Here is a 21,774-nt window from a genome sequence, read left to right as displayed (position 1 = left end):
GCTTAATTTTTATCAAAAATAATCTTTTCTAAAAGAAAAACACAACTGAGAATCCTCAATTGTGCTTTCAAAAAATGTTATAATTTATCTACTATTTATTTTCTCAAATAGACATTTCCATATTTAGAAGAAAATTCTTGCAATGGCTGTTTACCTACGTTTGCTGCAATTACTGAATGAAAATTATCTGACTTTATAGTCTTTATTGCAAAATCTAAATTCGTGTACATCTTCCCAAAAAAAGTTTCCACTTTTATTTCTCCAATTTGTTTTGCATTCATTGTTGCATCCACACTTCCGTAAGTTGATTGTGCAATAATCGGCGCATCAAAATTGATAACTTCAATTGTTCCATAAGTCGATTCGATAGCCGTTTTCATATGTTCAGGAACTTTGATTTCCAATACAATATCCATTTGTACGCCTGTAGAAACCGAAGAAGATTTAATGTCATTTGCATCAACATATTTCTGGTAATCCTCTTTGGTTTGAAATTGTTTTTTCTCACTCCCAAAAGTCGCTGTCACTTGATGCGGAATATCTTTTAGGTTAACAACTCTACCTTCGATGGTTTTTCCTTGACCGTTTTTGCTTTCAGTTAAGTTAAAATTCGAGTCATTTTTACCATTATTGATATTTACATTTCCAGAAATACTCACTTCGTTTTGTTTCCAAGTGGTGATTTTAATGATTTGTGGATAATCAAATTTTAATGTTAATTCTTGCCCTTTTTCAACTGAAAAACTCTTCTGAATTTTTGTTTGAGCGATTGATAAATTTGCCAATAAGCCCATTGCTAAAGATAAAATTACTGTTCTCATAACGCTCTCAAATATATTTTACTGTAATCTGATCTGAAAAGGAAACTTGTTCCACCACCATTTAACGTTCCTGTTGCTTGATTGTTAATTTTTATCATGTCAGACGAACTATTGTTCGCTTCTAATTTTAATGATAATTCGGGTGCAATCAAAATATCACCAAACGAAGTTGTTAATTTTACATTTGCTTTAGAAGATTTCGGAATCGAAGCATCCACGTGACCATAGATCGACACAAGCGACAAAGGACCTTTTACATTTTGACTAAATTTAGCATCGATAGAACCATAAATCGTGTTGATTGTTGCAGGACCCGTTACATTCTCTAATACAATATTGTTGTAGCTTGCAGTTGCTTCAACTTCATTTTCAATATTTTTGAACGTAATGGTACTTCCAAATTGAGATTGATGATTAAATGAAATTGTTACACCTTTCGGAACCAATATTTTGATGTTTGGAGGTGTCATTTGTTGAAGTTGTTTTACTTCGATTACACCATTTTTTTCTACAACATTTATTCCTAATTCAGTGTTGTCTTCAAGTCCTAATGAGTTGATTGAGCGCAATCCTTTTGCTCTTTCGTCATTATCTCGCGATCTTGTTTTAGTAGAAAAAACAATTTCGTTTCCATTGTAACCTTCGACTGTAACTCGTCCAAGATCAAGGTTCAGTTTTCCTTTACTTACAGCTAATTTGTACGTTTTCGAATTATCTTCATTCGCACTTTTCGATTCGTTTTGCGCAAAAGTGTACGTAGACATCATCATAAAAGATGCAGCTACCAAAAATATTTTTCTTATCATTTTTTGATTTTTTGTTAATTATTATTTTCTAAAAAGAACCGCGTACGCTTCGTCTTTCACAAACGGTTTTGTTGTAGGATCCAAAACCATTTCTTGTAATTTATTTGTTAATTTCAAATCGATTTGATCGTTATTGATATGCGCTATCATTCCTATTAATTCCATTTGTACCATCGGATCATCTTGCTTCATAAAAATGTCTGTTAACTCTTTTGAAACGTCCGATTTAGGTAATTTTGAAGCAAGTGCTTCGAGTGCATTTAGTCGCACAATTGTATTGTTGTCATTTAAAGCTAAGTTGTATAAACTCTTTTTTAAATTGTGATCAATACTTGGTAAATCAGCTATTTTTGCAATTGCATTAATACGATTACTTGTTGATTCTTGATCGTTTAATGAACTTAAAATTTCATTTTTAAGGTTTTCATCTATACCAATTAATTCTTCTTTTGCTTGAACAACTTTTTCAACTTTTTTCTCTTTCGTAATTCTTACAAACTGAATTTCTTTTTCATTTTGTTCAGTTTTAATTTCAGTTGGATAAACAATTTCTGGTTGAACTTCTTCTACTTTTTTAACCTGTTTTTCCTTAACAACTTCAATTGTTTTTGGCGAATTTACTTGATCATTTTTCAAGAAAAAATATCCACCAACACTCAATAGAACAAGCGCAGAAGCAGCAATACTCCAATTCTGAATTCTCCATTTCTTAGGTTGTTCAATTACCAAAGTTTTTTCCTCCTTTTTAGGAATCTCAGCCTGAATTCTTTTCCATAATTCAGCAGAAGGTTCTTTGTTTTGAAAGGCTTCTCTGTTTTTATCAATATGTTTTTTTAAAGAATCATTCATTGCAAACGGTTTGTTGTAAGGTTTCGTAAATTTTCTTTTTTGCACGATGATATTTACTTCTCACCGTGTTGTGGCTCAATCCCAAAAGTTGAGCAATGTCTTCTTGCGGCATGTCTTCGAACAGAAATAGATTCACAATTGTTCTTGTATCCGTAGGTAAATCTTCAATAGCTTGTTGCAATTCTTCAATTTTACCATCCAATATTTGTTTTTCTTCCAAACTTTCTTCACTGTCATCAATAATATTTGCTCCATCAACATCAGAAAAATAAACTTTGTTTTTTCGTAAATGCGAAATCGATTTATTAATCGCAACTCTACTGAACCAAGCTCCCAAATTCTCGATGTTTTTCAACTTTTGAATGTCAGAAAAAAGTGAAATAAAAATTTCTTGTGTCAAATCTTCCGCATCAGAAACTTCTGTCACCAAACGATAAACAGAATTGTAAACTGATTTCGAATAGCGATGATAGAGCTGAGTATAACCAGCCTCTACACCAGATTCGCACCAATCTAATAGTTGTTTATCATTTATTGAAAAATTTTCTTTCTCCAAAATTTTCAAGGTTTCATTGTTGTTTCTATTGTATAGACGCAGCAAGTTTTTGAATGTTGCATCAATTTTTAAAAAAGTTTTTGAAATTTAACAATTATTGAATTATTCACCCTGATTTTCAGTGATAATAAGCAAAATTAAATTTCTAAAATTATCCTATTCATCTATATTCTTGATTATTTTTCTATTTTTGTTAGACGTTATACTTAGTCGAAATTGAATATGAAAAAAATAGTTATCATCTTATCTTTGGTTGTAGGAACCAAGTCTTTTGCGCAAGAAATTGAAGTCAAAAATCTTAAAAAACACGTTTATTTTTTGGCTGATGATAAAATGAAAGGAAGAGGAACTGGAAGTGAAGAAAATTTGAAAGCTGCAAAATATATTGCGAAAGAATTCAAAAAATATAAACTTCAACCTTTAGGAGAAGATGGTTATTTTCAAGGATTTGAGGCGAAAGTAAAAAAAGTAAAAGTTGTTGATAGTATTCGTTCTGCAAAAAATGTGATTGCTTTTTTAGATAACAAAGCAGAAAAAACGATTGTGATTGGTGCGCATTACGATCATTTGGGAGAAGGAAAACAAGGAAGTTCTTTGGCGAAAGATAGTTATGGAATGATTCACAATGGTGCTGATGATAACGCTTCTGGCGTTGCTGGTTTGTTAGAATTGGCAAGATTTTACAGTAAAAATAAAGTGACAGAACCTGTTAATTTTTTATTTATTGCTTTTGGTGCAGAGGAGTTAGGTTTGGTTGGTTCACGTTATTTTGTGAAACATCCAACGTATGATTTATCCAAAGTGCATTGGATGTTGAACATGGATATGATTGGTCGTTTGAATAAAGAATCTGGCGTTTCAATTATAGGTTATGGAACTTCTCCAGCTTTTGAAACGATTTTTAACGAAATTAATCCGACTGATTTTGTCAAATTTTATACAGGTTATGAAGGTAGAGGTGGTTCGGATCAAACTTCGTTTTATGAGAAAGATATTCCAGTTTTATTTTTTCATACAGGCGGCCACGACGATTATCACAAACCAACAGATGATGCAGATAAAGTAGATTATGAATCGTTGAAAGGAATTCTTAATCTCGAAAAAGCTGTGATTGAAGGAAGTTTCAAAATTGAGATGATGCCATTTAGAAGCACTGATAAAACTGAAAAATAATTTATAAAATCTAAAATTATTTTTTTTCAATCCGTATTTTTGCAACAAATTTCAACGATTGAAAACGGATCTTTTATTAATCACACCACCTTTTACGCAATTAAATACACCATATCCTGGAACAGTTTACTTAAAAGGATTTCTAAACACACTTTCATATTCAACTTTTCAAGCTGATTTAGGTTTAGATGTCATCTTACAATTGTTTTCAAGAAAAGGTTTAATTGATTTATTTGAATTTATTCAAAATCAAGAAATTGAATTAGGTGATAATAGTAAAAGAATGGTGATGTTAAGCGATGAATATATCGCAACTATTGATCCTGTTATCCGATTTCTACAAGGTAAAAATTCGACCATAGCTGATTCAATTATTCAAGATGGATATTTACCAGAAGCTTCTCGTTTTGCTGAGGTTGAAGATTTGGAATGGGCTTTTGGTTCGATGTCTTTTCAAGATAAAGCGAAGCATTTGGCAACGTTATATTTAGAAGATTTATCGGATTTAATTATTGAAGCGGTTGACGAAAATTTTGGTTTTTCTCGTTATGCCGAACGTTTGGGAAGATCAGCAAATTCTTTTGATGAATTGTATCAAGAATTACAAAAAGATCCAACTTATATTGATAAAATTACACTTTCGGAATTAGAAAAATTAATTCAGAAAACGAATCCAAAAATGATTGGTTTTTCAGTTCCTTTTCCAGGTAATTTATATTCGGCTTTTCGTTGTGCTCAATATATCAAGGCAAATTATCCTGAAATTGTTGTGGACATGGGCGGAGGTTTTCCGAATACAGAATTACGTTCTTTAAGCGATCCACGAGTATTTGAGTTTTTCGATTTTATTACATTAGATGATGGTGAAGCACCAACTGAACAGTTGATAAAATACATCAATCAAGAAGTTGAAATTTCTGATTTGAAAAGAACTTTTACCCTTCAAAATCATCAAGTTTCTTATATCAATAATCAAACTATTCGAGATTATAAATTTAGCGAAGTTGGAACGCCAGATTATACGGATATCAAATTAGATCAATATATTTCTGTCATCGAAGTGGTTAATCCAATGCATCGTTTGTGGAGTGATGGGCGTTGGAATAAGCTGACAATGGCGCATGGTTGTTATTGGGGAAAATGTACGTTTTGCGATATTTCGTTAGATTATATCAAAATTTATGAACCGATTGCAGCAAAACAAATTGTGGACAGAATGGAAGAGTTGATTGAAACAACTCAAAATACAGGTTTTCATTTTGTTGATGAAGCAGCTCCACCAGCATTAATGCGAGAAGTTGCGTTAGAAATTCTTCGAAGAAAATTGACCGTAACGTGGTGGACAAATATAAGATTCGAGAAAAGTTTTACATACGATTTATGTAGATTACTAAAAGCTTCGGGCTGTATTGCGGTTTCTGGAGGTTTGGAAGTAGCTTCGGATCGATTGTTAAAACTGATTGATAAAGGTGTGACAGTGGAACAAGTTGCGATTGTGAATCGTAATTTTACCGAAGCTGGAATTATGGTACATGCGTATTTGATGTATGGTTTTCCGACACAAACGAAGCAAGAAACAATTGATAGTTTGGAAATGGTTCGTCAAATGTTCGAATTAGGAATTCTTCAATCAGGATTTTGGCATCAATTTGCGATGACAGCACATAGTCCAGTTGGGTTGAATCCAGAGAAATATGAAGTGATTAATCATAGCACCGAATTAGGAACTTTTGCGAATAATGATATGATTCACGAAGAAAAATCAGGCTTAATTCACGATCAATTCTCGTATGGATTAAAGAAATCATTGTTTAATTATATGCACGGTGTTGGTTTTGAATTGTCGCTGAATGAATGGTTTGATTTTAAAGTTCCGAGAACGTCAATTCAACAAAATTATATCGAAACTGTTCTAAATAATGAAACTTTTGTAACGCACAAACCAACGCAAAAAGTAGTTTGGTTAGGAGGGAAGCCTCAAATAGAATTTGTTACGAAAACCAAAAAAGGGAAGACTTTTGAGAATGCTGTTTTACAATTTCATACCAAACAAGATTATCTTGAAATTGTTGTAGATAAAGCGATTGGTGAATGGTTGGTTGATTTTGTTCAATACTTGAAAGAAAGTCCAAAAGCAGTTTCGTATCAACAAATGAAACAAAATTTTGAAGAAAAAATACAAATTGATTTTGAGATTTTTATCTATTCAAAACAAGCTGAAAAATTAAAAGAAACAGTTTTATTGATTGTTTAAATATATTTTATTAAATATACTTTTATTGATAAAGATAAGATTAATAAATCTTGACGATAAAAAATGAGCAAAATTATCAATATGGATTAGTAGAAGTAATGATGAAAAAAAAATCCAACTAATTAAGTTGGATTTTTTTATTTAAAAAGGATAAAAATCTTCTCTATTTTCTGCAGCAACAACTGACTTTCTTATAAAAAGGATATCAACAAAATTTGAATTTTCGTTTACTCCATTTATATCTCCCCAAATTACCCATCTTTTTAGTGTCGGATTTGTTCTTAACTGCCAAGAATGTAAATGATATTCGTTAAAAATATTATGTATTGCTCTAATTTCAGAAAAAGAGAAGCCAACATTTGAAAGAAAAGCTTCCCATTTATCGGAAGACATTTGTGTATCAAAACCAGCTCCATTACTTGGGTAATCACTGATTTTATATCTTTTTATGACAAACATTGCAGAAGAATTATCATCTGCCGTAAAATTCGCTACATTTTTATTAGGAACTAAATTTCCTTTGGTTGTTTTTCCAATTACATTATAATTTTCTGAATTAACAACAGGATTATGAGATGTTGAAGATTTTATAGGTAAATTATGTACACGTATTGTACCATTTACATCTAAAGATTCTGTTGGAGTATTGCTATTAACACCTACTTGTGCAAAAGCAAAATTTAGAAAACCTGCTAAAAATAAAGAAAATGTAAATTTTTTTTTCATTTTAATAGATTTAGAGTGAACGATCTTCTGCTGCAACATAATTAGACTTGATAAATAAAACATCAACATAAGCTTGTTCTTGTAGATTTATGATATCTCCAATAATTTTCCAAGTTCCACCGGAAGCCCCTTTCAGTCTATAATTGAAATAATCATCTTTCTTAAACTGAGCTTGAGTATCACTTGTAGCAGTTAGGAACTTATAACTTATATTCGAAATCATAGCTTGCCAGTTATCTACTTTCATACCTGTGTCACCATCGAAAATACCAGTAGAACTTCCTCCTGTGTAATTTGGATGATAACGACCAATGGCTCCTCCAACATTATCATAGAGATGATATCTTTTTATAACAAAATAGGCTTCAGAATCATTATTTGTAGTAAAAGATGTCCCAATTGTGTTATTAGGTATTAATTTTTCGTTATTCACTATTCCTAAAACACCATTAGCATCAGCTACAACAGGATATTGAGCTTTAAATAATTGATCTGGATTTTGAGAGGCAGTTCCAGAAGGAGTTGTATGTATACCTATGGTTCCGTTGTCTGGAAGTGTACGTACTCTAAGTGTCCCATCAATGTCTAATGTTTCAGTAGGTGTATTTGTTTTAATACCTACTTGAGAATAAGAATTTGAAGATAAAAGCCCTACTACAAATAGAATAAAATGTTTCTTCATAAAAAAGGTTTGTTGTTTGATGATTGAATTTTATATAAATTAAAGATATTAAATATTTATTTATCAAACGGTAAAGATAAAAATAATATTTATTTTCTTTATATGTATAATTGTGATTTACTTTGAAAATTTAAACCTATTTACAAATTAATTTTTTAACTCGCTTTTACATATTTTAATTATTCTAGTGTATTTGTTACATTCAATAAATAATTACTATATTTGAATTACAACAGAAAATAAATGCAAAAAATTAAGGAAAATATTAAACCTTTATTTGTTGGAATGAATAAGCAAACTTCTGCTTTACTTTCCAAAATTGTATTTGCTCAATATTCACACTAGAATATTGCAGATTATTTGTTGACGAATCTCGTCATCTATCTACCTTTTCATCAAAATAACAAACAAAATACGATATGCCACTTTATCATCATTTGGGAGAATTCCCACAAAAGCGACATACGGTATTCCGAAAACCAAATGGAGAATTATATGCAGAAGAATTAGTTTCTACGCATGGATTTTCGAGTACGTATTCCAATGTTTACCACTGTTATCCGCCAACTTTGGTAAAAGCGATTAGCGAACCTTATTCGGTAGAACCTAAAATTGCTCGCGCAAAACATTTAAAACATACATCTTTAAAAGGTTTCAAAGTAAAGCCAACCAAAGATTATTTAGAATCTCGTGTGCCAATTTTGGTTAACAATGATTTGCATATTTCATTGGCTGCGCCACAAGAATCGATGATAGATTATTTCTACAAAAATTCGATGGCGGATGAAGTAATTTTCATACACGAAGGTTCTGGAGTTCTGAAAACTGGTTATGGACAAATTGAATTTGAATATGGAGATTATTTAGTGATTCCACGCGGAATTATTTATCAGCTTCATTTTAATGATTCTAATAATCGTCTATTTATTACAGAATCATTTAGTCCAGTTGAAACGCCTCGTCGTTATCGTAATCATTTTGGACAATTAATGGAACATTCGCCTTTTTGTGAGCGGGATATTAAACGTCCTCAAAATCTTGAAACCAATGATGAACATGGAGATTTTAAGATTATGATCAAAAAAGAAGGATTAATTTATCCATATGTTTATGGAACTCATCCTTTTGATTTTGTAGGTTGGGATGGTTATCATTATCCATGGGCTTTTTCAATTCATAATTTCGAGCCAATTACAGGGCGAATTCATCAGCCGCCACCTGTTCATCAAACTTTTGAAGGTGCAGGATTTGTGATTTGTAGTTTTGTTCCGCGTCTTTTCGATTATCATCCAAATGCGATTCCAGCTCCTTATAATCATAGTAATGTAGATTCTGATGAGATTTTATATTATGTGGATGGAGATTTTATGTCGAGAAAATCGGTTGAGAAAGGGCAAATTACATTACATCCAGCAGGAATTCCACATGGTCCACATCCAGGAACAGTTGAAAAATCTATTGGAGCGAAAGAAACTCACGAATTAGCGGTGATGATTGATCCTTTCAGACCATTGATGTTAACTGAACAAGCGTTAGAAATAGAAGATCCAGATTATTATAAATCTTGGCTTGATTAAAAGTTATGAGTTGCGCGATTTGTCATCGTGAACTTGTTTCAATATCTCATAGGTTAATTTGAAGAAAAGCTGGAATAAATTAAGCTTGGCGTAACTGTCATTCTGAGCTTGTCGAAGAATCTAAATAATTATAGTAAAACTTAATACATTTTACTTTTTACATAATATATAAAAATAAAAAACACAATAAAAATGAGTACACAAACATTTGCAGAAAAAATAGCATTAGCACAAGATTTTCTTCCAATCAATGGAACAGATTATATCGAATTTTATGTTGGTAATGCAAAACAATCTGCACATTATTACAAAACAGCTTTCGGATTTCAGGAAGTTGCGTATGCAGGGCCAGAAACAGGAGTGAGAGATAGAGCTTCTTATGTTTTACAACAAGGAAAGATTCGTTTGGTATTAACTTCTGGTTTAAAATCAGATTCTCCAATTTGTCAACATGCAATGAAACATGGTGATGGAGTTAAAATTTTAGCACTTTGGGTGGATGATGCGTACGATGCTTTTGAGCAAACAACGAAACGCGGAGGAAAACCTTATATGGAGCCAACTACGATTACAGATGAGTTTGGAGAAGTAAAAATGTCTGGAATTTATACATATGGTGAAACGATTCATATGTTTATTGAACGTAAAAATTATGAAGGTTCTTTTATGCCCGGTTATGTGAAATCTGAATCAACATATCAACCAACAGATTGTGGTTTGTTGTATGTAGATCATTGCGTTGGTAATGTAGGTTGGAATCGCATGAATGAGGCGGTTGCTTGGTATCAAGATGTAATGGGATTTGTAAATATTTTATCATTTGATGACAAACAAATCAATACAGAATATTCAGCATTAATGTCGAAAGTGATGAGTAACGGAAATGGTTATTCAAAATTCCCTATTAATGAGCCTGCAGAAGGTCAAAAGAAATCTCAAGTTGAAGAATATTTAGATTTTTACGAAGGAGAAGGTGTGCAGCATATTGCAGTTGCAACTAAGGATATTGTAAAAACTGTAACAGAGCTTAAATCTCGCGGAGTTGAGTTTTTATCTGCACCACCAGAGGCTTATTACGATATGATTCCAGAACGTGTGGGTGAAATTGATGAGGATATCAAGAAGTTACAAGATTTAGGGATTTTGGTTGATTGTGATGAAGAAGGTTATTTGTTACAAATTTTTACAAAACCAGTTGAAGATCGTCCAACATTATTCTACGAAATTATCGAGCGTCATGGAGCACAATCGTTTGGAGCAGGTAATTTCAAAGCATTGTTCGAAGCTTTAGAAAGAGAGCAAGAACGTCGAGGAAATTTATAAATAAATATTTTTAAAAAAGCCATTGGATTATTTCTAATGGCTTTTTTCTTAATCAAATCTTAAGTTTTGTGTAAGGAGGTTTCAAATACATTTGTTCAATAAAATGAATGTGAAAATGAACCAAATTAAAACAAAAACGATATTAATGAATTGTGTATTACTTTCAATATTTTCGATAAAAGGGAATGCACAAGATACGATACAGCAAACTAAAACGGATTCTATTCAACTTGATTCTATTTCAAAACAGACATTTAATCCAGAAGATAAAGTTTATCATTTTAACGCCAAAAAGTTGATTATTCCTGCGACTTTAATTACGTACGGAAGTTTGAGTTTGGCAATTCCAGCGTTGGATAATTTGAATAAATCGACTCAAAAAGAGATTTTGGAAGATAAAACCAAAGGAAATCGATTTGATAATTATACACAATATTTGCCTGCGGTAGCGGTTTATGGATTAAACTTAGCAGGTGTTCAAGGAAAGCATAATTTACGAGATCGAACGATAATTTTAGCAACTTCTCAAATCATCAATACTGGTTTGGTGATGGGGTTAAAACACACTGTACAAGAGGAAAGACCTGATGGTACAAACAATCTTTCTTTTCCTTCAGGACATACGGCGAATGCGTTTTCTACGGCTCAATTTATGTTTCGAGAATACCAAGATTCTAATTTTTGGTTGAGTTTGGCTGGATATCCTTTGGCTGCTTTTACGGGTGTTTATCGTGTTATCAATAATCGCCATTGGGTAGGAGATGTTGTTGCTGGAGCGGGAATAGGAATTTTATCGACGGAATTGGCGTATTGGTTATTTCCTACAATTAACAATTGGTTTTCTCCCAAAAATAAAGAATCTAAAGTCGCAACAATGGTTTTTCCTGTTTATCAAAATAATCAAGCGGGAGTTGGTTTGGTGATGAGGTTTTAGTTATTTATAACCATATTTCGACCTTTTAAATAATATAAAATAGAACCTAAATATGGAATTAATACTACAACAAAAATCCATAGAAATTTTGTTTTTAAATTTCTAAACTGATGTGTAATAATATGTATTAAACACATTATTGGTAAAAAGGCCATTGTTAATGCAAAAAGAAACCATATCCCAACAAAAATATCTTCCATTGTTTAATTAATTTGCATAAAACTAATGAATATTTCAACTAACATTCATTAGTTTTTATAAAAAATCATTATCTTCAACGCTCAAAACTGCAAACAAATAAAATGAAGAATATAGAACTAACGATTCCAAAATTGGGAGAAAGTGTTGAGTCTGTACAATTGGTTCGTTTTACAAAAAACGTTGGTGATTTCATTCAAGAGGATGAGGTAATTGCCGAAGTTTCGACGGATAAAGTAGATTCTGATGTGCCTTCTACAACTGCTGGAAAAATTATTGAGTTTAGATTTAATGAAGGAGATGAAATAAAAATCGGAGAAGTTTTTGCTTTAATTGAGCCATCAGAAAATCAACAACAATTAGCTCAAAAAACTGAAAATGTTGAAGAAAAAAAGATTGAAACTGCTACAACTTCACAAACTATAAATTCAATCGATACAAATCAATTTTTATCACCTTTGGTAAAAAGTATTATTCAAAAAGAAAATCTTCAATCAACTGATATTTCACAAATAAAAGGTTCTGGTCGTGATGGGAGAATTTCGAAGAATGATGTGTTGAATTATATTAAAAATAAATCATTTACAACTAATAATTCAAGTAATGCTTTAAGTGAAAATAATGTAGTTTCAAGTTCTTCTTTTGGAGCGAAAGATGAAATCATTGAGATGGATAAAATGCGTCAATTGATTTCGAAACACATGAAAAAGAGTAAACAAACTTCGCCTCATGTGACGGCTTATGTAGAACCTGATGTTACGAATTTTGTGAAATGGCGCGAAGAAAATAAAGCTGCTTTTGAAGCAAAATACAAACAGAAATTAACGTTTACGCCGTTAATTGTAGATTGTGTTGTTCGGGCAATTAAAGATTTTCCAATGGTTAATGTATCAGTTGATGAAACTGAGACTAAAATAATCAAACACAATGAGATAAATATTGGAATTGCAACTGCTTTACCAAACAATAATTTGATTGTTCCTGTTATTCATCAAGCCAATGAATTGAATTTAGAAGGTTTAGCAAAAGGTGTAAATTCAATTGTAGATAAAGCGAGAAACAACAAACTTTCGCCAGATGATGTTCGTGGAGGAACGTTTACAATAAGTAATGTAGGAACTTTTGGTAATTTAATGGGAACGCCAATTATCAATCAACCCGAAGTGGCAATTTTGGCGACTGGTGTAATCAAGAAAAAACCAGCGGTTTTGGAAACTGAATTTGGAGATATTATTGTGGCAAGACAATTTATGTATTTGTCACTTTCGTTTGATCATCGTGTGATAGACGGATCTTTGGGAGGCGTTTTCTTGAAACGAATTTCAGATTACATGGAGAATTGGGATGTTAACACGCAAATTTAATCAGAATGGAAACCATATTATCAACAACAACATTACTTAAACAAGCATACGAATTATTGGTTACTGCAAAATCTTTAACCGAATTATACGAAGAAAATAAAGCTGTAACAAGCAAATATGTTCACGCAACAGCGCGTGGACACGAAGCAATTCAAATTGCAACAGGATTACAATTATTACCACAAGATTACTTAAGCGCATATTACCGTGATGATGCCATGTTATTATCAATCGGGATTACGCCTTATGAATTGATGTTGCAATTATTGGCAAAACGCGATGATATTTTTTCTGGAGGAAGAACGTATTATTCTCATCCAAGTTTGCGTCGAGATAATATGCCAAAAATTCCGCATCAAAGTAGTGCAACGGGAATGCAAGCGATTCCAACAACGGGAATTGCGATGGGAATGCAATACAAAGAGTTAGAAGGTCTTTGTGACGAAGAACTAAAACCAATTGCAGTTTGTTCGTTAGGAGATGCGTCTTGTACAGAAGGTGAGGTTGCGGAAGCTTTCCAAATGGCAGCGTTGAAACAATTACCAATTTTATATTTGGTTCAAGATAATGAATGGGATATTTCGGCTTCGGCAGATGAAATTCGTGCGCAAGATATTGCCCATTATGCGAAAGGTTTCAATGGTTTGGAAGTTTTTGTGGTTGATGGAACAGATTTCTTGGCTTCTTATGAAACGATTCAACGTGCAATTGAAATTATTCGTACAGAACGTCGTCCGATTTTGGTGCATGCAAAAGTTCCTTTATTGAATCATCATACATCTGGCGTTCGCAAAGAATGGTACAGAGATGATTTGGAGGAAGCACAATCTCGCGATCCTTATGATAAATTAAAACATACGTTATTAAATGAAGGTTTCGAAGAAAATGATTTAATCGAAATTGAGAATAAGATAAAAGAACAAGTTCAGGCTGAATATCAAGAAGCATTAAAAGCAGAAGATCCTCGCCCTGAAGATTTGTATACGCATGTTTTTGCGCCAACACCGATTACTGAAGAAAAAGGAAATCGTTCACCAGAAGGAAAAGAAAAAACAGTAATGGTAGATTCTGCGTTGTTTGCGATTCGTGAATTGATGGCAGAACATCCAGAAGCTTTATTATATGGACAAGATGTTGGGTTGCGTTTAGGTGGAGTTTTTCGTGAAGCAGCGACTTTAGCAAAACAATATGGAAAAAATCGTGTATTTAATACACCAATTCAAGAAGCCTTTATAATCGGATCTACAGTTGGAATGTCTGCAGTTGGCTTAAAACCAATTGTTGAGGTGCAATTTGCAGATTATATTTGGCCAGGATTGAATCAATTATTTACAGAAGTAGCGCGTTCTAATTACTTATCAAATGGCAAATGGCCAGTTTCTATGATTTTACGTGTGCCAATTGGTGCGTATGGAAGCGGAGGACCTTATCACTCAAGTTCAGTAGAAAGTGTTTTGACGAATATCAAAGGAATCAAAATTGCGTATCCATCTACTGGAGCGGATTTGAAAGGTTTGATGAAAGCTGCTTATTACGATCCAAATCCTGTTGTAATGCTAGAACACAAAGGTTTATACTGGAGTAAGATAAAAGGAACAGAAGATGCCGCGACTGTTGAGCCAGACGAACATTATGTATTGCCTTTTGGTAAAGCACGTGAAGTTTTAACGGCTGAATCTTCTCATAATCATAATTCTGTTTCGATTATTACATACGGAATGGGAGTGTATTGGGCAAAACAAGCGGCAAAGGGTTTTCCTAATCAAGTCGAAATTATCGATTTAAGAACTTTAGTTCCGTTAGATGAAGAAACAATCTTTAATAGTGTAAAAAAACACAATCGTTGTATTGTTTTGACAGAAGAAGCGAAGCAAAACTCTTTTGCACAGAGTATTTCAGGCTTAATTAATGAAGAGTGTTTTGAGTACTTAGATGCACCAATTCGTGTGTTAGGAGCGCAAGATATGCCAGCAATTCCATTAAATTCGACTTTGGAAGCAGAGATGTTACCCAATGCTGAAAAATTAAAAATATTGATTAATAGTGTTTTATCTTATTAAAAAGGCAATAATTAATAAGAATTGTATTTTTTACACTAAAAAAACTAACAAACGTTAGTTTTTTTAGTTTTTTTGATTAAATTTGTTATTATCAAAAATCAAAATCTGCAAAAATTATGATATTTAATCCCGAGATAGAACAAATGCCAATTGAAAAATTGCGCGTTCTTCAAAACGAAAGACTTCAAAACATGTTACAAAAAGTGTACAACAATGTACCTTTTTACAAAGAAGCATTTGATGCGGCTGGAATAAAACCAGAAGACATCAAAGGTGTTGAAGATCTACACAAATTACCTTTCACCAAAAAAACACATTTAAGAGAGAACTATCCGTTCGGATTATTTGCAGAACCAAAGAGCAACGTAATCCGTTTACATTGTTCAAGCGGCACAACAGGAAAACCAACTGTTGTAGGTTATACCAAAAATGACATCGAATTATTTTCAGAAGTAGTAGCGCGTTCTTTAGCAGCTTCTGGATGCGAACCAGGAATGACATTACAAAATGCCTATGGTTATGGTTTGTTTACAGGAGGTTTGGGATTACATTATGGAGCAGAAAAGTTAGGAATGACAGTTGTTCCTATTTCTGGTGGAAATACTGAAAAACAAATCATGTTGTTGAAAGATTTTCAGGCTGATGCGATTTGTGCAACACCATCGTATGCATTAACAGTAGCTGAGGAAATCAAGAAAAGAGGCGAATCATTAGAAAGCTTAAATCTTAAGTTTGCGATTTTGGGATCAGAACCTTGGTCAGAAGCCTTACGCCAAGAAGTAGAAGGAAGTTTAAACATCAAAGCTTCTAATATCTATGGATTGAGCGAAATTATCGGACCTGGTGTATCTAATGAAGATTATGAAGAGCAAGGAACAGGATCTTACATTTGGGAAGACCACTTCTTTCCAGAGATTGTAGACGAGAAAACAGGTGAGCCTGTACCTTACGGACAACCTGGAGTTTTAGTGATTACAACGTTAACAAAAGAAGCTTTACCATTGGTGCGTTATTGGACGGGAGATATCACAACCCTTACGTACGAACATTCTAAGAAAAGAACGCATATCAAAATGGGACCAATTATTGGTCGTGCAGATGATATGATGATTATTAGAGGTGTAAATTTCTTTCACACGCAAATCGCTGATTTTATTCCAGAATTCCCAGAATTATCGCCAAATTATCAAGTAGTTTTAACAAAACCTAAAAATATGGATGCTGTAGAAGTTGGATTTGAAATTAATCCTGACTATTTTGCAAGCCAAGGTTTCACTTGTGATAATTTGAACGACGAATCTAATCATGCATGTTGCAAATTAATCTCTAATATTCACAAAAAGATTAGAGATAATATTGGATTAGGAATGAATGTTAAATTGTATCAAGTTGATGGACTTCCGAAAAGTGAAGGAGGAAAATTAAACCGAATCATCGATAACAGACATTTATAAATATATGCCTAAACAAAGTAAAAAAGAACTGATTATTCAAGAAGCTGCATTAATCTTTAAACAAAAAGGTTATTCGGCTACATCAATGCGCGAACTGGCTGAAAAAGTTGGAATGGAAGCGGCAAGTTTATACAATCACATTCGTTCGAAAGACGAAATTTTAGAAGAGATTTGTTTTAAAGTTGCTAATCAATATGTTTCTCACATTAGTTCGATCGAAGATACAGACGAATCAAATGTTCAGAAATTGAGAGATTTAATTCAATTACACGTCAGAATGATTATTGATGAGCCAAACGAAGTTTCTGTTGCAAATAATGATTGGAAAAATCTTTCGGATACGAAAAAAGAATTGTACAAAACAATTCGAAAAGGATACGAAAAAAGAATCGCCAATCTTATCAAAGCAGGAATTGCAGCAGGCGAATTTAAAGACTTGAATGTTTCGGTTGCTTTATTTACTTTATTATCATCATTACGTTGGATAGAATTGTGGTACAAACCTGGACGAGATATCTCACCAGAGCAATTAGAAAATGACTTAATGACACTATTAATTAACGGATTTCAAAAATAATATGGCTATAAATTTTCACCAATTACGCGTTAAAAATGTAAAAAAGGAAACACCAGATTGTGTATCCGTTACATTTGAAGTGCCAGAAGAATTAAACCAAGAATTCAAATTCAAACATGGTCAATATTTAACGTTTAAGAATCTTCACAATAACGAAGAAATTAGACGTTCTTACTCAATTTGTTCAAGTCCTTTGGATAATGAATTAAGAGTTGCTGTAAAGAAAATTGAGGATGGAATTTTCTCGACATTTGTTAACGATACAATCAAAGTTGGCGATGTTCTTGATGTAATGACTCCACAAGGAAATTTCTTTACAGAAGTACACGAAGACAACAAAAAATTATATGTAGGAATTGTGGCAGGATCAGGAATTACACCAGTACTTTCTATCATCAAAACAGTTCTACAAACAGAACCTAACAGTGAATTTGTACTGTTATATGGAAACAAAAACAAAGGTTCGATTATTTTTAAAGAAGAAATCGAAGCATTAAAAAATAGATACATGCAACGCATTAGCGTTTACAATATCTTGAGTCGCGAAACGGCTGATGCTGAGATTTTGAGTGGTCGTATTGATAAAGCAAAAATTGAATATTTCTTGCAAAATATCATCGATCCAAAAGAAGTAAGCGAAGTTTTCCTTTGTGGACCAGAAGAAATGATTTTAAGCGGTCGTGACGCTTTTGTAGAAGCAGGAGTTGATGCAAAACATTTGCATTTCGAGTTATTCTATAGTGCATCTGCAGAAGCGAAAAAGGTAGAGCGTCAAAAAGCTGTAAAACAATCAGATGACACAATGAGTAAAGTTACCATCAAATTAGATGCAACAGCTTTACAGATTGATTTGGGTTATAATGGCGATACAATCTTAGATGCGGCTTTACAAAACGGAGCTGATTTACCTTATGCTTGTAAAGGTGGTGTTTGCGCAACTTGTAAGTGTAAAGTAGAGAAGGGTGAGGTAGAAATGGACATCAACTACTCACTTGAGCCAGATGAATTAGAAAGAGGATTTGTATTAGCGTGTCAAGCGCATCCTCGTTCTGCAGAAGTCGTGGTAGATTTTGATGCCAAATAATCAACTTTAAAAACGTTTAGAAATGAGTGCAAAAGAAATTGATTTTCAAGAAATCTTCGATAATAAGATTGAAAATGAAGTTCGTATCGAACCAAAAGACTGGATGCCAGACGCATACCGCAAAACATTAATTAGACAAATCTCTCAACATGCTCACTCAGAAATTGTTGGGATGTTGCCAGAAGCAAACTGGATTACAAGAGCACCTTCGTTAAATAGAAAGAAAATTTTGTTAGCGAAAGTTCAAGACGAAGCTGGACACGGTCTATATTTATACTGTGCAGCAGAAACATTAGGTGTTTCTCGTATCCAAACTTTAAATGATTTACATTCAGGTAAAGCAAAATATTCATCAATCTTCAATTATCCAACCCTTACTTGGGCAGATATCGGAATGATTGGTTGGTTGGTAGATGGAGCTGCGATTTTGAATCAAGTTCCATTATGTAGAACTTCTTACGGACCTTATGCTCGCGCAATGGTACGTGTTTGTAAAGAAGAATCTTTCCACCAAAGACAAGGTTACGAAGCATTAGTAGTATTATCAAAAGGAACACCAGAACAAAAAGCGATGTTGCAAGATGCAATGAATCGTTGGTGGTGGCCTACATTAATGATGTTTGGACCAAAAGATGAAGAATCTTCAAACTCAGAATTATCAATGAAATGGAGAATCAAACGTTTCTCGAATGACGAATTACGTCAACGTTTCGTAGATATTTCTATTCCTCAAGCCGAATATTTAGGATTAACTATTCCAGATCCTGATCTAAAATTCAACGAAGAAACAGGTCACTACGAATTCGGAGAAATTGATTGGGAAGAATTCTGGAATGTTGTGAAAGGAAACGGTAAATGTAACAAACAACGTTTGGATGCTCGCCGTAACGCACACAACGAAGGAGCTTGGGTTCGTGATGCAGCAACAGCTTACCACGAAAAAAGAAAACAAAGAGAATTAGAAAAAGAACAACGCAAAAACGCATAAAAAGATGGAAAATAGAGATTGGCCTTTATGGGAAGTATTCATTAGAAGTAAACAAGGGTTAGACCATAAACACGTTGGGAGCTTACATGCTGCTGATGCTACAATGGCACTAGAAAATGCACGCGATGTATATACACGTCGTTTAGAAGGTGTAAGTATTTGGGTGGTAGAATCTGCTAATATCCATGCTTCTAATCCTGATGAAGCAGAACAATTTTTTGACCCTGCAGAAGACAAAGTTTACCGTCATCCAACTTTTTATGATGTACCAGAAGAAATTAAAAACATGTAATTTATGACAAGTACAGTTTATCAAAACAATCAAAATTACATCGATTTTATCTTGCATTTAGCGGATACAAATCTAATTTTGGCGCAACGTTTATGCGAATGGTGTGGTCATGGTCCAATTTTAGAACAAGACATTGCAATGTCTAATATGGCGTTGGATCTATTAGGTCAAACTTCTAATTATTATGACTATGCTGCGGAAATGATCGGGAATGGAGCAACTGAAGATACGTTAGCAATGTTACGTGAAGAGCGTGAATATAAAAACTTATTGTTGGTTGAATTACCAAACGGACATTTCGGAGATACGGTTGCACGTCAATTCTTTTATGATTCTTACCATGCGTTATTGTTAGAACAATTCTTGAAAGTAAAAGATCTTAAATTACAAGCCATCGCTGAAAAATCATTGAAAGAAGTAAAATATCACTTAAAATGGTCTTCAGAATGGATGATTCGTTTAGGAGACGGAACACAAGAATCTCACGATAAAATTCAGGAAGCTGTAAACAATATTTTACCTTATGTAAAAGAAGCGTTTTTATTAGCGCCTTACCAAAAAGCTTTAGTTGAAGAAGGATTAATTTCAAGTCCAGAAGAATTTCAAACAACTTGGTTCGCAAATGTAAAAGCAATTTTAGACGAAGCTACAATCGAAGCTGATGTAGAAAATGCATTTGTACAAAAAGGAGGTAAAGAAGGTGTTCATACAGAGCATTTAGGATTTATCTTAACAGATTTACAATATTTACAAAGAACTTATCCTAATTCGCAATGGTAACCGAAAAAGAAATTTGGCAATACATGGAGGAAGTCGCTGATCCAGAAATTCCTGTGATTAGTGTAATCGATCTTGGTGTTGTGCGTAAAATTGAATTAATTGACGAACAAAGTGTCAATGTTACAATTACGCCAACATATTCAGGATGTCCTGCTATGAGTGCAATTTCAATTTCTGTTCGTTTAAAATTAATCGAAAAAGGATTCAAAAATATCAATGTCATTAATCAGTTGAGCCCTTCATGGTCAACTGATTGGATGACAGAAGAAGGAAAGCAAAAAATGAAGGCTTATGGAATTGCACCGCCAACCAAAAATCCTTCGTCTGATGCGCTTTTTTCGGATGAACAAAATGTAGAATGTCCACAATGTGGCTCTACAGATACCAGACTTATCAGTCAATTTGGTTCTACGGCCTGCAAAGCTATGTATCAATGCAATAGCTGCCACGAACCATTTGATTATTTCAAATGTCATCACTAAAAAATTATGGAAAATTCAACATCAATCCTATACACACAAGAGGGAGGAATTGCTACGATTACGTTGAATCGTCCTTCTGTTTTTAACAGTTTTAATCAGGAAATGATTAAATCTCTTCAACATCACTTGGATGTTGCAGCTCAAGATGTTTCTGTTCGTGCAGTGGTTTTAACTGGAACGGGGAAAGCATTCTGCGCTGGTCAAGATTTAGGCGAAGTTTTAGAAGAAAAAGAAATCGACTTCAATAAAATCGTTCAAGAAAATTACAATCCATTGGTTCTTAAAATTAGAAACATGGACAAACCAGTTGTTGCTGCTGTAAACGGTGTTGCTGCCGGTGCAGGAGCAAATTTAGCTTTGGCTTGTGACATTGTTGTCGCGAAAGAATCGACAAATTTTATTCAAGCTTTTTCTAAAATTGGTTTAATTCCAGATTGTGGAGGAACTTATTTCTTACCTCGTTTAATTGGACTTCAAAAAGCAACTGCTTTAATGATGCTGGCGGATAAAGTTTCGGCGGCTCAAGCTAAAGAAATCGGAATGATTTATGAGTTTTTTGCTGATGATATTTTCGATACTGAAGTTGCAAAGATTGCAGATAAATTAGCCAATCTTCCAACAAAAGGTTTGGCTTATACAAAGAAATTATTGAATCAAACATTTAATAATTCAATCGAAGAACAATTAATTCAAGAAGGATTATTTCAAGCTAAATCAGGGAATACATCGGATTATCAAGAAGGTGTAGACGCATTTATCGAGAAAAGAAATCCAGTTTTTAAAGGCGAGTAAGA

At 33.2% G+C, this 21,774-nt stretch carries 22 protein-coding genes; 15 read left to right on the top strand and 7 right to left on the bottom strand.

The annotated features are described in order from the left end of the window. Nucleotides 1–95 precede the first annotated feature (95 nt). From N5D90_RS02835 to N5D90_RS02820, 4 genes are read right to left on the bottom strand one after another with little or no spacing between them, the layout of a single operon-like run. On the bottom strand, nt 96–821 hold the full coding sequence (locus N5D90_RS02835) for a hypothetical protein (protein ID WP_115000346.1): 726 nt from the start codon (nt 819–821) through the stop codon (nt 96–98). Continuing rightward, the gene (locus N5D90_RS02830) at nt 818–1,627 is read right to left on the bottom strand and encodes a DUF4097 family beta strand repeat-containing protein (RefSeq protein WP_115000345.1); all 810 of its coding nucleotides are present in this window, start codon (nt 1,625–1,627) and stop codon (nt 818–820) included. Before N5D90_RS02830 ends, N5D90_RS02835 begins: the two co-directional genes overlap by 4 nt. 21 nt (nt 1,628–1,648) lie before the next feature. After that, the gene (locus N5D90_RS02825; protein WP_280061487.1) at nt 1,649–2,476 is read right to left on the bottom strand and encodes a hypothetical protein; all 828 of its coding nucleotides are present in this window, start codon (nt 2,474–2,476) and stop codon (nt 1,649–1,651) included. Continuing rightward, the gene (locus N5D90_RS02820) at nt 2,469–3,032 is read right to left on the bottom strand and encodes an RNA polymerase sigma factor (RefSeq protein ID WP_280061486.1); all 564 of its coding nucleotides are present in this window, start codon (nt 3,030–3,032) and stop codon (nt 2,469–2,471) included. The genes N5D90_RS02825 and N5D90_RS02820 overlap by 8 nt, the downstream gene beginning before the upstream one ends. 222 nt (nt 3,033–3,254) lie before the next feature. Here N5D90_RS02820 and N5D90_RS02815 point away from each other — a divergent pair, with 222 nt between their 5' ends. Together N5D90_RS02815 and N5D90_RS02810 are read left to right on the top strand one after the other, a co-directional pair. Beyond that, the gene (locus N5D90_RS02815; protein ID WP_280061485.1) at nt 3,255–4,205 is read left to right on the top strand and encodes a M20/M25/M40 family metallo-hydrolase; all 951 of its coding nucleotides are present in this window, start codon (nt 3,255–3,257) and stop codon (nt 4,203–4,205) included. Between the two features lie 58 nt (nt 4,206–4,263). Beyond that, nucleotides 4,264–6,459 carry a radical SAM protein gene (locus tag N5D90_RS02810; protein ID WP_280061484.1) on the top strand — a complete coding sequence of 732 codons (2,196 nt, stop codon included), beginning with the start codon at nt 4,264–4,266 and terminating at the stop codon, nt 6,457–6,459. Nucleotides 6,460–6,600: 141 nt separating this feature from the next. Here the strand turns inward: N5D90_RS02810 and N5D90_RS02805 are convergent, their stop codons facing one another. After that, nucleotides 6,601–7,185 (bottom strand): hypothetical protein, encoded by a 585-nt coding sequence (locus N5D90_RS02805; RefSeq protein WP_115000335.1) that lies wholly within the window; start codon nt 7,183–7,185, stop codon nt 6,601–6,603. 10 nt (nt 7,186–7,195) lie between these two features. Further along, nucleotides 7,196–7,867 carry a hypothetical protein gene (locus N5D90_RS02800; RefSeq protein WP_115000334.1) on the bottom strand — a complete coding sequence of 224 codons (672 nt, stop codon included), beginning with the start codon at nt 7,865–7,867 and terminating at the stop codon, nt 7,196–7,198. A gap of 419 nt (nt 7,868–8,286) precedes the next feature. Between N5D90_RS02800 and N5D90_RS02795 the strand changes: the two genes are divergently transcribed. The 3 genes from N5D90_RS02795 to N5D90_RS02785 all read left to right on the top strand — a co-directional run bounded on the left by N5D90_RS02795 (nt 8,287) and on the right by N5D90_RS02785 (nt 11,701). Next, on the top strand, nt 8,287–9,444 hold the full coding sequence (locus N5D90_RS02795; RefSeq protein ID WP_280061483.1) for a homogentisate 1,2-dioxygenase: 1,158 nt from the start codon (nt 8,287–8,289) through the stop codon (nt 9,442–9,444). Between the two features lie 192 nt (nt 9,445–9,636). Further along, nucleotides 9,637–10,767 (top strand): 4-hydroxyphenylpyruvate dioxygenase, encoded by a 1,131-nt coding sequence (gene hppD, locus N5D90_RS02790; RefSeq protein WP_280061482.1) that lies wholly within the window; start codon nt 9,637–9,639, stop codon nt 10,765–10,767. Nucleotides 10,768–10,912: 145 nt separating this feature from the next. Continuing rightward, a complete protein-coding gene (locus N5D90_RS02785) occupies nt 10,913–11,701 on the top strand; it encodes a phosphatase PAP2 family protein (RefSeq protein WP_260392444.1) in 789 nt (262 codons plus the stop codon). Here N5D90_RS02785 and N5D90_RS17120 read toward each other — a convergent pair. Next, nucleotides 11,698–11,838, bottom strand: a complete 141-nt coding sequence (locus tag N5D90_RS17120) for a PLD nuclease N-terminal domain-containing protein (protein WP_350324676.1) — start codon at nt 11,836–11,838, stop codon at nt 11,698–11,700. The two genes, N5D90_RS02785 and N5D90_RS17120, sit on opposite strands and share 4 nt — an antisense overlap. 165 nt (nt 11,839–12,003) lie before the next feature. Between N5D90_RS17120 and N5D90_RS02780 the strand changes: the two genes are divergently transcribed. From N5D90_RS02780 to N5D90_RS02735, 10 genes are all read left to right on the top strand, one after another. After that, nucleotides 12,004–13,263, top strand: a complete 1,260-nt coding sequence (locus tag N5D90_RS02780) for a dihydrolipoamide acetyltransferase family protein (protein WP_115000323.1) — start codon at nt 12,004–12,006, stop codon at nt 13,261–13,263. A gap of 5 nt (nt 13,264–13,268) precedes the next feature. Next, complete coding sequence (locus N5D90_RS02775; protein ID WP_280061481.1) at nt 13,269–15,323, top strand: thiamine pyrophosphate-dependent enzyme; 2,055 nt, start codon at nt 13,269–13,271, stop codon at nt 15,321–15,323. A gap of 116 nt (nt 15,324–15,439) precedes the next feature. Further along, nucleotides 15,440–16,777 carry a phenylacetate--CoA ligase gene (locus N5D90_RS02770; RefSeq protein ID WP_280061480.1) on the top strand — a complete coding sequence of 446 codons (1,338 nt, stop codon included), beginning with the start codon at nt 15,440–15,442 and terminating at the stop codon, nt 16,775–16,777. A 4-nt stretch (nt 16,778–16,781) separates the two neighbouring features. Continuing rightward, on the top strand, nt 16,782–17,354 hold the full coding sequence (locus tag N5D90_RS02765; protein ID WP_115000316.1) for a TetR/AcrR family transcriptional regulator: 573 nt from the start codon (nt 16,782–16,784) through the stop codon (nt 17,352–17,354). 1 nt (nt 17,355) lies between these two features. Further along, nucleotides 17,356–18,438: a 1,2-phenylacetyl-CoA epoxidase subunit PaaE gene (gene paaE / locus N5D90_RS02760; protein ID WP_280061479.1), complete on the top strand. Its 1,083-nt coding sequence runs from the start codon at nt 17,356–17,358 to the stop codon at nt 18,436–18,438. A gap of 22 nt (nt 18,439–18,460) precedes the next feature. Further along, the gene (paaA, locus tag N5D90_RS02755) at nt 18,461–19,426 is read left to right on the top strand and encodes a 1,2-phenylacetyl-CoA epoxidase subunit PaaA (protein ID WP_038335708.1); all 966 of its coding nucleotides are present in this window, start codon (nt 18,461–18,463) and stop codon (nt 19,424–19,426) included. Between the two features lie 4 nt (nt 19,427–19,430). After that, nucleotides 19,431–19,718: a 1,2-phenylacetyl-CoA epoxidase subunit PaaB gene (gene paaB, locus N5D90_RS02750; RefSeq protein ID WP_038335709.1), complete on the top strand. Its 288-nt coding sequence runs from the start codon at nt 19,431–19,433 to the stop codon at nt 19,716–19,718. 3 nt (nt 19,719–19,721) lie between these two features. Next, nucleotides 19,722–20,498, top strand: coding sequence for a 1,2-phenylacetyl-CoA epoxidase subunit PaaC (gene paaC, locus N5D90_RS02745; RefSeq protein WP_180906687.1), 777 nt, complete (start codon nt 19,722–19,724; stop codon nt 20,496–20,498). After that, the gene (gene paaD / locus N5D90_RS02740; protein WP_180906688.1) at nt 20,492–20,980 is read left to right on the top strand and encodes a 1,2-phenylacetyl-CoA epoxidase subunit PaaD; all 489 of its coding nucleotides are present in this window, start codon (nt 20,492–20,494) and stop codon (nt 20,978–20,980) included. Before paaC ends, paaD begins: the two co-directional genes overlap by 7 nt. 6 nt (nt 20,981–20,986) lie before the next feature. Then, nucleotides 20,987–21,772 (top strand): enoyl-CoA hydratase-related protein, encoded by a 786-nt coding sequence (locus tag N5D90_RS02735; RefSeq protein ID WP_180906689.1) that lies wholly within the window; start codon nt 20,987–20,989, stop codon nt 21,770–21,772. Nucleotides 21,773–21,774: the final 2 nt, after the last annotated feature.

Origin of the sequence: Empedobacter sp. GD03797, from assembly GCF_029842105.1 — a bacterium.
GTDB classification, from domain to species: Bacteria; Bacteroidota; Bacteroidia; order Flavobacteriales; family Weeksellaceae; genus Empedobacter; species Empedobacter falsenii_C.
This window is presented reverse-complemented; position numbering and strand designations above follow the sequence as displayed.